The organism is Nocardioides aestuarii, from assembly GCF_039527245.1.
Lineage (GTDB): Bacteria > Actinomycetota > Actinomycetes > Propionibacteriales > Nocardioidaceae > Nocardioides > Nocardioides aestuarii.
The window spans coordinates 3,090,171-3,101,802 of record NZ_BAAAJT010000002.1 but is presented as its reverse complement, the minus strand read 5'-3'; the positions used below and the strand labels follow the sequence as shown (position 1 = coordinate 3,101,802).

Sequence of the window (11,632 nt, the reverse complement as noted above, 5' to 3'; positions counted from 1 at the left end):
ATCAGCCCAGCCCGTCGAGGTAGCGCGCCACGGCGTCCGGCGGCCACTCCTCCTCCAGCGCGGCGACGACCCGGTCGAGCACCTCACCGGGCGAGCCCTCCGACGCCGTCCAGGCCGAGCGCTCCCAGCCGAGGAGGTAGTCGTCGGCACCCGTGTCGCCGAGCCGCATCGCCGCCTCGTCGATCGCCGCCTGGAACCGCGGCGCCAGCTCGGCCTTGACCACCTCGTCGCCGGCCCGTGCCGCGACCATCGACGGAAGCTCGCGCCACCGGGTCACCTGGTAGTCGGTCATGCGCCGAGCCTAGTGGCCCGTGGTCAGCCCTCGCCCGCGATGAACGCCCGCACCGAGTCGGCGACCAGCTGCACCGCGATCGCCGACAGCAGCAGACCGGCGATCCGGGTCACCAGGAGCACGCCGGACTCGCGGATCACCCGCAGGATCGGCAGCGAGTAGCGCATCGAGGCCCACAGGCACACGTGCACGGCGATCACGCCGAGGGCGACGGCGAGGAACTCCGACAAGCCGCCGATCCCCTGGACGAACAGCATCACCGCGACGATCGCGCCGGGGCCGGCGAGCAGCGGCGTCCCGAGCGGCACCAGCGCCACGTTGGTGCCTGCGGCCGCGGTCGGCTCCTGCTCGTTGTCGGTCAGCAGCTCGAGCGCGACCAGCAGGAGCAGCAGCCCACCGGCGCCCTGGAGCGCCGGCAGCGAGATGTGGAGGTAGCCGAGGATCTGCTGGCCGAAGAAGGCGAACAGGCTGATCACGAGGAAGGAGACCGCGACCGCCTGCCACGCCGCGCGACGCGCGGAGGCCTGCGACCGACCGCCGGTCAGCGACAGGAAGATCGGGACCGTGCCGACGGGGTCCATGATCACGAAGAGGGTCACGAAGACCTCGACGAAGAGCACGGTGTCCACGAATGAGAATCGTAGGACCGCGGAGGCCCACCGCGCCCAATCCGCGACCCCTCCGGGCAGGGAGATGCTGCTCACCCCCTCGGGCCGGGGTGGTTGACTGCTCGCCATGGGCGACGGTTGGGGCAGGGTCGAGCGCCCTGACGCCGAGATCTGGTTCCTCGACACCGGGCCCACCGACGACGAGCGCCCGCTGGTGGTCCTCCTCCACGGGCTCGCCGGCTACGCGCTCGAGTGGGGCTCGACCATCGCCGCCCTGCGCGAGGACTTCCGTGTCGTCGCCGTCGACCAGCGCGGCCACGGCTCCAGCACCCGGCGTCCCGACGACGTCTCCCCCGCGGCGTACGTCGCCGACGTGGTCGCCGTCCTCGACGACCTGGACGCCACCTCGGCCACCCTCGTGGGCCAGTCCATGGGCGGTCACACCGCGATGCTCGTCGCCTCCCACCACCCCGACCGGGTCGACCGGCTGGTCCTCGTGGAGGCCGGGCTCGGGGGCGACGACCCCGGCGGCGTCGAGGCGGTGACCCGCTGGCTGCGCGGCTGGCCGGCACCCTTCGCGGACCGGGAGGAGTTCCTCGCCTTCTTCGGTGGTCAGCGGCTCGTGGCCGAGGGCTGGGCCGACGGGCTGGACGAGCGCGACGACGGCCTCTGGCCCCGGTGGGACGCCGACACCCTGGGCCGGGCGCTCGCCGGCATCTCCACCCACGAGCACGTCGACGAGTGGGCGCGGATCACCGCCCCCACGCTGGTCGTCCGCGGCGAGCACGGCTCGATCCCGGAACGCCAGGTCGAGACCATGCGGGCGCTGCGCCCCGGGACACAGCTGGCCGTCCTGTCGGGAGCGGGCCACGACCTCCACCTCGAGGCGGCCGACGCGCTGCTCCCGGTCCTGCGCCGGTTCCTCGCCGACGACTGAACCCTCACCAGACCGGTCCGGGCCCCTCGCACGGCATCTCCACGAGGTGGGGCCCGTCGTCGGCGACGTCGCGCAGCCACCACTCGTCGGCGAGCAGCAGGACGGCCGACGCGGGGTGCAGCACCAGCCACAGCCACCGGCCGGTCACCTCCCCCGCCACGACCGAGCGGTCGAGGTCGACGTCGGCGCCGGCCGTCGACACCGGCCACAGCGCCACCCCCTGGCTGCCGACCCGCACCCGGACCGTCGGCGGCCCGTGTCCGAAGTCGGGGCCCGGGTCGGTGCCCTCCAGCCCGGCGCACCGGCCGCCGAGTCCGATGCCGGGCTCCTCGACGACGACCAGCACGTCGACCCGGCCGTCCGGCCCGGTCGTGCCACTGACGCACGTCACCGTGGCGGCCGGGCCGTCGTCGCCCGCGACGACCCCGAAGTCGGAGACCCGCCACCCCGACCCCATCGGCCAGGGCAGGTAGGTCGGGAAGCCGGCCGCCCGCTCGAGGTGGGCCGTGAACGCGTCGTAGGAGGTCACCTCGGGACGCCACAGCGGCGGCTGCTCGCCGTGGGCCGGGCACTCGCGCGGCCCGTCGGCGGCGAACCGCTCGCGGCAGCGCGGGCACCCCGCCTGCAGGGTCACGCGTTCCACCGCAGCACCACCGGGGTCTCCCGCTCGTGGCCGAGCACTGACACCGTCGACGTGTCGAGCCGCAGCAGCCGCCCCTCCGACACCGGAAGCCCCAGCCACCGGGCGCTCAGCGCGCGCAGGGCGTGACCGTGGGCGAAGAGCAGGACCCGCCCCTCGACCCGGCGGACGCGCTCGACGACGCGGTCGAGCCGCTCGGTCACCTGTCCCGCGCTCTCGCCCCCCGGCACCGGGTGGGTCCAGACCGACCAGCCCGGCACCGTCTCGCGGATCGTCGCGGTCGTGACACCCTCGTAGTCGCCGTAGTCCCACTCGACGAGGTCGTCGTCGACCCGGGCGTCGCCGCGGCCCGCCAGCTCCGCCGTACGCCGGGCGCGCTGGCGGGGGCTGGTCAGGACCAGGTCGAACGCCTCGCCGACCAGCCGGGGCCGCAGCGCGGCTGCGGCCTCCTCCCCCAGCGGGGTCAGCGGCAGGTCGGTGGTCGAGGTGTGGCGGTGGTCGCGGCTCCACTCGGTCTCGCCGTGCCGGACCAGCCACACCTCGCTCACGTCAGGCCTCCTGGGCTCCGGGCCAGTTCTTGTCCGGCTGCGGCACGGGTCGGCCGGGCTGCTCCCCACCACGGGCCTCGAGGTAGCTCTCCTTCGGCACCATCACCTTGCGGCGGAAGATGCACACGACCTTGCCGTCCTGGTTGTAGCCGATCGTCTCGACGTGGACGACCCCCCGGTCGTCCTTCGAGGTCGACTCCCACTTGTCGAGCACGGTCGTCTCGCCGTAGAGCGTGTCGCCGTGGAAGGTCGGCGCGACGTGGCGCAGCGACTCGATCTCCAGGTTCGCGATCGCCTTGCCGGAGATGTCGGGCACCGACATGCCGAGCAGGATCGAGTAGACGTAGTTGCCGACCACCACGTTCTTGCCGAACTGCGTCGTCTCCTCCGCGTAGTGCGTGTCGAGGTGGAGCGGGTGGTGGTTCATGGTCAGGAGGCAGAAGAGGTGGTCGTCGTACTCCGTGACCGTCTTCCCGGGCCAGTGCTGGTAGGTCGCACCGACCTCGAACTCCTCATAGCTGCGGCCGAATTGCATGAGCGACATCGTGCCGCCACTGCCGCTCCACGGCTAGGCCTCCGGCGCCGCGGGGCGGGTGGGAAACCTCACCCGCGGCCGGCGTCAGTAGCCGAACACCTGGTAGTCGCGGGCGTACTTCTCCTCGACGATCGACCGCAGCTCCGCCGAGGCGTTGTGGCGGCTCACGCCCTGGGGCTGCGACTGGTTCTGGCGCACCGGCTCGCTCCAGTGGAGCCCGATCGTCGAGCAGACCGTGCTGAAGTCGGAGCCGAAGGTCTCCATCCGGCCGAGGAAGTCGACCTGCGAGAGGTCGATCAGCCGCGACTGCAGCGCGATGTGACGGTCGGTCGACGCGAGGTCGCGCAGGTCCTGCTCGGCGACCCAGGCCGCGAAGTGCTCGATGGTCTTCATCCGCTCCCACCGTCCGGGAGAGAACTTGAAGTGGTTCTGCTGGTGGACCTTGTCCTGCCAGGCGGAGATGAACCGGTCGAGCGGGTCACGCACGAAGCCGAACTTGAAGTAGTCGGCGAAGGCGGCCGTGGGGTACTGGGTCCGGGACAGCACGAGCAGCCGGTCGTCGACCTGCTGGTCGTCGAGGAACCCGAGGATGGTGCGGGTGCCGACCTTGGCGTTGCGGAACCACACGAACCTGTGGGGGTGGCTGACGGTGACGTTGTAGGTCAGCGGCGACAGCGAGCCGGAGGCCCGGTCGAGGTCGCGGAGCTCGTTGAGCAGCGCCGCCGAACGACGGGTGAGGACCTTGGGGTGCCCGCGCGGCGACTTCAGCGCCGTCGGGTCGACCCCCGCGTCCAGGGCAGGGTGAGGTGGGCGGTCGTCAGACCGCTCGGGGTGGTGGTGCGCCACGGCGGCACCGTATCAACCGGTGTGGCGCACCCCGCCCGCTGCGGCTCAGGACCCGCCGCCCCCGGCCTTGCGGCGGTGCATCTGCGGCGCCGCGCTGCCGGAGACCTCGGAGCCGTGGACCTTCTCGTGGAGCGGGCCCTCGTCCTCGTGGGCCTGCTGGCGGCCCTTCTTCGCGTCCAGCGCCTGGCGCATCTTTTCCTTGAGGTCCTCGTTCATGCGTGTGCCTCCCGGGATCGTGTGCGGATGGCCCACTGTGCCATCCGGCCACGGCCGGGTCGAGGCGGTTTCCGGTCCGGCCCTACGCCGCCGCTAGCCTCGGTCCGGTCGAAGGGAGCCACCGTGGCGCGTCGCCTGTTCCTGCACGTCGGCACGATGAAGTCCGGCACGTCCTACCTCCAGTCGTTGTGGTGGCAGAACCACCGCACGCTGGCCGAGCGGGGCCTGCTGCTGCCCGGCGACCGGCGCGGCGTCCACTTCCACGCCGCGACCGAGGTGTGCGGCCGCGCCGACGTGAGGGCGCTGATGAGCGAGGAGCACCGCGGCTCCTGGGACCGTGTGCGCCAGGAGGCTGCCGCCAGCGACACCGACGTGCTGGTCAGCCACGAGCTCTTCTCACGTGCCACGCCCGACGAGGCCGACACCGCGCTCCGCGAGCTGGAGCGGGTGTCCGAGGAGGTGCACGTCGTGCTCACCGCCCGGGACCTGTCCCGTCAGCTGGCCTCCTCCTGGCAGCAGGACGTCAAGCAGGGCTCGACCGACACCCTCGAGCACTACTGGCGTCGCGCCGCCGACGACACCGGACGGACCGGGGAGTTCTGGACGCTCCACGACGTCCCGGCGATCCTCGAGCGCTGGTCCCGGGGACTCCCCGACGACCGTGTCCACCTCGTGGTGCTGCCGGGCCCGGGCGCACCACGCGACTGGCTCTGGCGTGCGGTCTGCGAGCTCACCGGGGTCGATCCCGCGGGACTCGACGACGACGCGCAGCGCAGCAACGACTCCCTCGGGCTCGCGGAGGTCGAGGTGCTCCGCCGCGTACAGGCGTCGTTGCCCCCGGAGTCCCGCCACCTGGAGACGACGCGCTTCCTCAAGGGCTTCTTCACCCGGCAGGTGCTCGCCGGCAGCGGTGACGGGGAGCGGTTCGTGCTCGGGCCGGAGCGGCATGCGTGGGCCCGCAGCCTGGCCGAGGACCAGGTGGCCGACCTCCGGACCCGGCCGTGGCACGTGGTCGGCGACGTCGCCGACCTGCTGCCGCCCGAACAGCCCCTCCCCGGCCGGACGCCCGAGGAGGTCTCGGCCGAGGAGGTGGCCGACGCCGCCGTGAACTCGCTGGTCGGTCAGCTGCTGCGCAGCCACGAGCAGCGTGACCGGGTCAGGTCGCTGCGCGAGGAGGTACGCCGCCTGCGGGGCTCGTCGTGAGGTCCGGGTCAGCGTGACCGGAGGCGCCGCTTGACCCTGCCCGCGACCGAGCGCGCCCGGGCGACGGCTCCCGTGGGAGCCGCCGCGGCCCGGCGGTCCTGCTGGCGGGCCGTGCGCTGGGCCTCCTGGCGAGCCTGCTGTCGCTGCTCCTTGAGCAGCTTGCGACGGGCGTTGCGGGCACCGGCGCGCCGGGCCTCCTCGGCCGAGGACTGCGCGAGCGCCTCGGCGTCGACGTACATCGAGACGTAGCGCTCGCGCACGACGTCGAGGCGCGCCTGCGCCTCGTCGTCGAAACCGCCCGACCCGGCGAGCACGAGCAGCTGGTCCCAGACCTCCTGGGCCATCTCGCGTACCTCGTCGGGGCAGTCGATGTCGCTCCACTCGGTCCGGACCCGGCGCAGGTCCGGGTCGACGAACTCGTCGATCTCGGCCTGCTGGGCCTCGCTGAGGTCGGCGGGCCCGGTGAGCTCGAGCTCGGCCGCGACCCGGGCGACCTGGCCGCGCCAGTCGGCCAGCAGGTCCTCGTAGACCACGAAGGTGCGGCTCGCGTCGCGGGTGGTGGCCTCGGTGAAGAGGGCGACGTTGAGCCAGCTCGCGACCCGCGTGGTCTGCGCCTGCCGCGGCGACTCCCCCGCGTTGGTGTTCTTGTAGTACTTGTCCTTGCTGCCGACGACCTCGGCCGGGTGGCGCAGCATCGTCAGGAAGGCCACCTCGGCCCCCGCGTCGGTGGCCGCCGTGCGCCACATCGGCAGGAACCAGCTGTCGCGCGGGTCCTTGACCAGCAGCTCACGGCTCTGGGCGAGGTGCTGGCGCACCCAGGCGCCGACCTCCTCGCGGACCTCGGGCTCGGCGGCGACCTTCGCGGTCTCGTCGAAGGCGGCCGGCCGGGAGTCGGTGAGGACGACCGAGGAGCGGCGGAGCAGCTTCGTCTGGAACTCGACCGCCCACTTCGGCTCGAAGAAGCCTCGGGGGTTGGTGCGGTTGCCGGGCACCTCCGGCGGTGGGATGAGCAGCCCGGCGGACTTCAGGACGCCGGCGATGGTGCTGGTGCCGCTCCGGCCGGAACCGGCGACGACGACCACCTTGGCGGTGCTGGTGGCCGGGCTGCCAGGGGTCGTCATGGGGTGCCTTCCGTCGAGCCTGCGGGGGCGGGTCGCGCCCGCGACGCACACCCTAGACTGACCGCGACCGAAGTGAGGAGCCCCCTTGGCACAGCGCGTGTACCTGCACGTCGGGACCCCGAAGTCCGGCACGACCTACCTGCAGGCCGGACTCTGGCAGAACCGCGAACCGCTGCGTGACCTCGGGATCCTCTTCCCCGGTCGGGGACCCTTCGACCACAACCGCGCCTCGATCGTGGTCCGCAAGGGCAGGCACCTGCCGGGCCGCAAGAGGGGCGTGCCTCCCCTGTGGCGCCGCTTCACCGATCAGGCGGCGGCGTACGACGGGACGGTGGTGCTGAGCAACGAGTGGTACCTCGCCGCCGACGCCGACCAGATCACCGCCGCGGTCGACCAGCTCGGCGGCGAGAAGGTCCACGTCGTCGTGACCACCCGCACCCTGGTCCGGCTGGTGCCGGCTGCGTGGCAGGAGAGCCTCAAGGTCGGTCGCGGTCACAGCCTCGCCGACTTCGTCGACGGCCTGGGCGACGGCCGGACCAAGTGGACCTGGGACGTCCTCGACCCTGCCGCCGTGGCGCGGCACTGGGCCTCGGTCGTCGGTCCCGAGCGCGTCCACGTCGTGACCATGCCCGAGAGGCCGACCCACGCCGGCCAGCTGTGGGAGCGGTTCGCCCGCACCGTCGGCTTCGACCCCGAGGCGGTCGAGCTGCCACCGCGCGAGGCCAACGAGTCGATGTCGGTCCAGGCTGCCCGGTTGATGCAGGAGTTCGGCCCGGCGCTGCGCGCGGAGGTCGACGGGCACGACGCGAGCTGGCGCGGGCACGCCCGCTGGCTGCGCACCGCCGTCGTGCGCCGCGTGCTGGCCGGCGTGCCGGGCGACCCGATCGGCGTCGGCGAGGAGCTGCGCGGCGACCTGCTGGCCCGCGGCGAGCGGATCGTCGCCGACCTGCGTGCCCTCGGCTGTCCGGTGACCGGCGACCTCGAGGAGCTGCTCGGCGGCACCGACCGCGAGGGGTCCCGCCACCCCGACTCCGTGACCGAGGCCGAGCTGCTCGAGGTCTCGCGACAGCTCGCCGTGGGCCTGCTCGCCGGTCAGATCGACCGGGCCGCAGCGGACGGCGACGGCCACGACCACGACGAGGAAGAGGACGACGAGTGACGCCGACCGACCGACCAGGCACGGGGCGGCGCAAGCAGCGTCGCGCGCCCGGCGTCGACTACGCCGACACGATCGCGACCCACCGCGGCGACACCACGGGGCTCACCCGCCGGTGGACGTTCCTGGTGCCGTCGGCCTACGCCGCGGGCGGGATCGCACGCACGGTCTTCACGACCGCCAACACCCTCGCCGAGCGGGGCCACGACGTCCGCATCCTCACCCTGGGCCGCTCCTCGGCCGAGCCGAAGTTCCGGCTCGACCCGCGGGTCGAGCTGGTCGCGCTCCAGGACCGCTACGACCCCGCCAACCCCGGCAAGCCGCGGCGGGCGACGAAGAACGACCCGCAGGCCGATCCCGCGCTGCGCGAGCTCGACCGGGCCGAGTCCCGGCTCGTCGACGGTGCGAAGAAGACCTTCTCGGCCCTGGTCGACCGGCTGCTGCGTGAGCAGCTGGAGGGCCGGCCGCCGGGCGTCGTGGTCAGCACCCGCCCGGAGTTCGCCGTCGCTGCTGCGCTCTGGAGCGACCCGGGCTCGGTGCTCCTCCACCAGGAGCACCTCTCGTTCGTCCCCCGCCCCGAGCCGCTGCGTGCCGCGCTGCGCGACCTCGCCCTCGGGCGTGGTCCCGCTCGCCCGATCGACGCGCTGCTCACGCTCACCGAGGCCGACCACGAGCGCTGGACCGACTACCTCGGTGACACCTCCGTCGCGCCGTGGCTGCGCACCGGCGTGATCCCCAACCCGACGCCGTTCCAGGTCGGCGAGCCCGCGCCGCTGGAGAACAAGGTCGTCATCGCGGCCGGCCGGCTCACCGCCCAGAAGGGCTTCGAGCGGCTCGTCGACGCGTGGACCCCGCTCGCCACCAGCCACCCCGACTGGCAGCTGCGGATCTACGGCGACGGCCAGCGGTGGGACGACCTCAACGCCCAGGTGGCGGCCGCCGACGTCGGCGACCGGATCCTCATGGGCGGGGTCACCGACCAGCTGGAGTCGGAGCTCGCGAACAGCTCGATCTACGCCATGTCCTCGCGCTACGAGGGACTGCCGATGGTGCTGCTCGAGGCGCTCAGCAAGGGCGTGCCCCCGGTGTCCTTCGACTGCCCGGAGGGCCCGCGCCAGCTCATCGACGACGGCGTCAACGGGCTGCTCGTCCCCGAGGGCGACGTCCCCGCCCTCACCGCGGGGCTGCGCCGCCTCATGGACGACGCGGAGCTGCGCCGCCGCCTCGGCGTCCGTGCCCTCGACACCGCCCGCGACTACGAGGCCCCCGCCGTCGCCGACCGCTGGATCGCCCTCGCCGAGGAGATCCTCGCCGACCGCTAGGGCCTCATGCGCTTGAGCCGGTCGGTGATCTTCTGGCCGGTCTTGCGGGCGCCCTGCTCGGCGATGCGCCGGGTGACGGGCTGCCTCTTCGGGGCGGGACCCTCGGTGAGGACCAGCGGCACCAGGACGTCGAGCGAGCGCTCGAGGAGCTGGGCGTCGGTGACCTCGTCGGGCGAGGTCCCGGCCGGGTCGAACGCGGGCTCCAGGTCGGCGAGGTCGCCGACGACCGGGCAGCCGTGGCCGCGGATCGCCTCGAGCATCTCGGCCGACACGCGGCGTACGTCGTCGTGGTGGGCGGGCGGCACCGACAGGCTGCCGCCGGTCTTCTCCTTCACCAGCCGCTTCTGGGCCAGCCGCCGCTTCACCTGGCGGGAGTAGGTCGGCCACGCCAGGTCCTCGGGCAGCCGCGCCACGACGCGGCGCAGCAGCTCGGTCTCGACGGTGCCGAGCGAGGGGTTGCGCGGGACGTCGGGGATCTCGTAGTCGACGTCGGGCAGCCCGACCGCCTCGACGAACCTGCGCCACAGCACGTCCTTGTCGGCGCCCGACGGCGGCACGGTCACGATGACCACGTTGTCGTGGCCCACGACCGAGCCCCAGCGGTCGGCGACCGAGGCGAGGTTCTGACCCCGCCACATGCCGGCCGAGGCTCCCGGCCCGTCCCAGCCGTCGAACGACTCGGCCAGGAAGTCGGCGTAGGTGACCGTGTCACCGTTCTTGACGCCCTCCTGCCAGACGGCCGGGAACTGCCGGCCGAGGTCACGGCAGGTGATGACGACCCGCAGCCGGCGCCCGGGCAGGCTGTCGGCGGCGCGCTGCACGATCCGGCGCTTGGAGCCGCCGAGGATCTCGTGGCTGAGGAGCGTCGGGCCGTCGTGGGCGAGCACCTCGGCGACCGTACGGTCCCAGGCACCCTCGGCGCTCTCGAACTCGTGGCCGCGGAAGCCGCCCTCGCGCAGGCTCATCGCCTCGATGAAGTGGCCCTGGTTCTCCCCGGGGTAGAGAAAGCCGTGGGAGCGCAGCAGCGCGCGGTTGCCGGCCAGGATGTTCTGGAGCGAGGTCGTGCCGCTCTTGGGGGTGCCGACGTGGAACGTGACGGGGTGGCCGTCGTGGGAGGGCATGGGCGAGACGCTACCGGCCGTGCCGGCGGACCAGCCGCCGGCCGAGCCGCTGCGCGAGCTGGTCGGAGCCGGCGTCGGGCACCGGCACCTGCGGCAGGCAGTGCTCCCACGCGGCGACCAGGGCGCGACGTACGTGGGCAGGATCGGGTGGCGGCACCTCGGCCGGCGCGCCCGGCCGCGGCTCGGTCGGCAGCTCGTCGGCCGACCCCACCAGCCGGACGTCGTGGCGCGTCACCGCGTCGAGGATGTCGGCGTTGAGGGCGGCCGCGAGCGCCGCGCCGGACTCGGGGAGCACCGGCTTCCCCTCCTGGGACCGCAGCGGCAGCAGCGCCTCGAGCAGTCGCTTGCGCGCCTGGGTGTAGCCCCGCTTGTCCAGCGGCTCCAGCGCGCGGTTGAGCCGGACCAGCGCGTCGCAGGAGGCGTAGCCCAGCGACTCGTTGGACCTCCGACCGGCAGCCTCGGGGTCGCCCGCCTCGACGCCGGCGGCCTCGCAGAAGCGCCGCCACAGGGCGGTCGGCTCGGATCCCGACGGCGGCACCACGACGACGGTGGTGCTGACGTGGTCGCCGAGGCCGTCCCACCGCCGCAGGATGCCGGCGACGTCCTGGGCACGTCGGAAGCTCTTCACCGCCTTGCCGCGCCGGCCCTTCCGGCCGCCCGCCATGCGCTGCAGCCTCTGCACGTAGCCCGCCCAGTCGTCGAGACCGCGGTTGCGGGTGAAGCTCTGCCACTGGGCGGGGACGGCGCCGTGCTGGTCACGCACGGCGACGACGACCTCGACCGGCGTCCCGCCGAACGAGTCGACGATCTGCCGCGCCCTCGGCGGACGGGCGAAGCTGAGGAACTCCTGGCTGAAGACCGCGACGCCCTCCCGGCCGTTCGCCTCCTCGGCGAGCGCCTGCCACTGCTCGGGGCGCCGCTGTCCCTCGGGGCGCAGCAGCCGCCGGACGGCCGAGGTCTGCGCCCCGAAGGTGCCGCCGACGTACCAGCCACCGGCGGGCTCGAGGACCCCGCTGCTGAGCACGTCCTGGAGGTAGGTCGTGCCCGACTTCATGGTCCCGATGTGCAGGACGACGCGCTCAGCCAC

At 73.5% G+C, this 11,632-nt stretch carries 14 protein-coding genes; 4 read left to right on the top strand and 10 right to left on the bottom strand.

The window, feature by feature from the left end; translation table 11 throughout:
- Window position 1 precedes the first annotated feature (1 nt).
- Both ABD091_RS15560 and ABD091_RS15555 read right to left on the bottom strand, forming a co-directional pair.
- A complete protein-coding gene (locus ABD091_RS15560) occupies window positions 2-292 on the bottom strand; it encodes a virulence factor (protein WP_343920069.1) in 291 nt (96 codons plus the stop codon).
- 23 nt (window positions 293-315) lie between these two features.
- Complete coding sequence (locus ABD091_RS15555; protein WP_343920067.1) at window positions 316-921, bottom strand: MarC family protein; 606 nt, start codon at window positions 919-921, stop codon at window positions 316-318.
- A 106-nt stretch (window positions 922-1,027) separates the two neighbouring features.
- On the opposite strand from ABD091_RS15555, the gene ABD091_RS15550 reads away from it, so the two are divergent.
- Complete coding sequence (locus ABD091_RS15550) at window positions 1,028-1,837, top strand: alpha/beta fold hydrolase (RefSeq protein WP_343920065.1); 810 nt, start codon at window positions 1,028-1,030, stop codon at window positions 1,835-1,837.
- A 4-nt stretch (window positions 1,838-1,841) separates the two neighbouring features.
- Here ABD091_RS15550 and ABD091_RS15545 read toward each other — a convergent pair whose 3' ends face one another.
- The 5 genes from ABD091_RS15545 to ABD091_RS15525 all read right to left on the bottom strand — a co-directional run bounded on the left by ABD091_RS15545 (window position 1,842) and on the right by ABD091_RS15525 (window position 4,622).
- Window positions 1,842-2,471 carry a DUF6758 family protein gene (locus tag ABD091_RS15545; protein WP_343920063.1) on the bottom strand — a complete coding sequence of 210 codons (630 nt, stop codon included), beginning with the start codon at window positions 2,469-2,471 and terminating at the stop codon, window positions 1,842-1,844.
- A complete protein-coding gene (locus ABD091_RS15540) occupies window positions 2,468-3,025 on the bottom strand; it encodes a histidine phosphatase family protein (RefSeq protein ID WP_343920061.1) in 558 nt (185 codons plus the stop codon). The genes ABD091_RS15545 and ABD091_RS15540 overlap by 4 nt, the downstream gene beginning before the upstream one ends.
- Window position 3,026: 1 nt before the next feature.
- A complete protein-coding gene (locus ABD091_RS15535; protein ID WP_343920059.1) occupies window positions 3,027-3,560 on the bottom strand; it encodes a MaoC family dehydratase in 534 nt (177 codons plus the stop codon).
- Window positions 3,561-3,644: 84 nt separating this feature from the next.
- The gene (locus tag ABD091_RS15530; RefSeq protein ID WP_343920057.1) at window positions 3,645-4,406 is read right to left on the bottom strand and encodes a sulfotransferase family 2 domain-containing protein; all 762 of its coding nucleotides are present in this window, start codon (window positions 4,404-4,406) and stop codon (window positions 3,645-3,647) included.
- 45 nt (window positions 4,407-4,451) lie between these two features.
- The gene (locus tag ABD091_RS15525) at window positions 4,452-4,622 is read right to left on the bottom strand and encodes a DUF5302 domain-containing protein (protein ID WP_343920055.1); all 171 of its coding nucleotides are present in this window, start codon (window positions 4,620-4,622) and stop codon (window positions 4,452-4,454) included.
- Between the two features lie 123 nt (window positions 4,623-4,745).
- Here ABD091_RS15525 and ABD091_RS15520 point away from each other — a divergent pair, with 123 nt between their 5' ends.
- Complete coding sequence (locus ABD091_RS15520) at window positions 4,746-5,825, top strand: hypothetical protein (RefSeq protein WP_343920053.1); 1,080 nt, start codon at window positions 4,746-4,748, stop codon at window positions 5,823-5,825.
- Between the two features lie 8 nt (window positions 5,826-5,833).
- Here ABD091_RS15520 and ABD091_RS15515 read toward each other — a convergent pair whose 3' ends face one another.
- Window positions 5,834-6,946, bottom strand: a complete 1,113-nt coding sequence (locus ABD091_RS15515) for a sulfotransferase family protein (RefSeq protein ID WP_343920051.1) — start codon at window positions 6,944-6,946, stop codon at window positions 5,834-5,836.
- Window positions 6,947-7,031: 85 nt separating this feature from the next.
- On the opposite strand from ABD091_RS15515, the gene ABD091_RS15510 reads away from it, so the two are divergent.
- A complete protein-coding gene (locus ABD091_RS15510) occupies window positions 7,032-8,105 on the top strand; it encodes a hypothetical protein (protein ID WP_343920049.1) in 1,074 nt (357 codons plus the stop codon).
- Window positions 8,102-9,424: a glycosyltransferase family 4 protein gene (locus ABD091_RS15505; RefSeq protein WP_343920047.1), complete on the top strand. Its 1,323-nt coding sequence runs from the start codon at window positions 8,102-8,104 to the stop codon at window positions 9,422-9,424. Before ABD091_RS15510 ends, ABD091_RS15505 begins: the two co-directional genes overlap by 4 nt.
- Here ABD091_RS15505 and ABD091_RS15500 read toward each other — a convergent pair.
- Together ABD091_RS15500 and ABD091_RS15495 are read right to left on the bottom strand one after the other, a co-directional pair.
- On the bottom strand, window positions 9,421-10,545 hold the full coding sequence (locus tag ABD091_RS15500) for a hypothetical protein (RefSeq protein WP_343920045.1): 1,125 nt from the start codon (window positions 10,543-10,545) through the stop codon (window positions 9,421-9,423). The two genes, ABD091_RS15505 and ABD091_RS15500, sit on opposite strands and share 4 nt — an antisense overlap.
- A 10-nt stretch (window positions 10,546-10,555) precedes the next feature.
- Window positions 10,556-11,632: a hypothetical protein gene (locus tag ABD091_RS15495; RefSeq protein WP_343920043.1), complete on the bottom strand. Its 1,077-nt coding sequence runs from the start codon at window positions 11,630-11,632 to the stop codon at window positions 10,556-10,558.

Excerpts from the sequence above, each read along its gene's own strand:
- ABD091_RS15560 (WP_343920069.1), bottom strand. The coding sequence starts at position 292 with ATGACCGACTACCAGGTGACCCGGTGGCGCGAGCTTCCGTCGATGGTC.
- ABD091_RS15550 (WP_343920065.1), top strand. The coding sequence starts at position 1,028 with ATGGGCGACGGTTGGGGCAGGGTCGAGCGCCCTGACGCCGAGATCTGG.
- ABD091_RS15535 (WP_343920059.1), bottom strand. The coding sequence starts at position 3,560 with ATGCAATTCGGCCGCAGCTATGAGGAGTTCGAGGTCGGTGCGACCTAC.
- ABD091_RS15525 (WP_343920055.1), bottom strand. The coding sequence starts at position 4,622 with ATGAACGAGGACCTCAAGGAAAAGATGCGCCAGGCGCTGGACGCGAAG.
- ABD091_RS15515 (WP_343920051.1), bottom strand. The coding sequence starts at position 6,946 with ATGACGACCCCTGGCAGCCCGGCCACCAGCACCGCCAAGGTGGTCGTC.
- ABD091_RS15500 (WP_343920045.1), bottom strand. The coding sequence starts at position 10,545 with ATGCCCTCCCACGACGGCCACCCCGTCACGTTCCACGTCGGCACCCCC.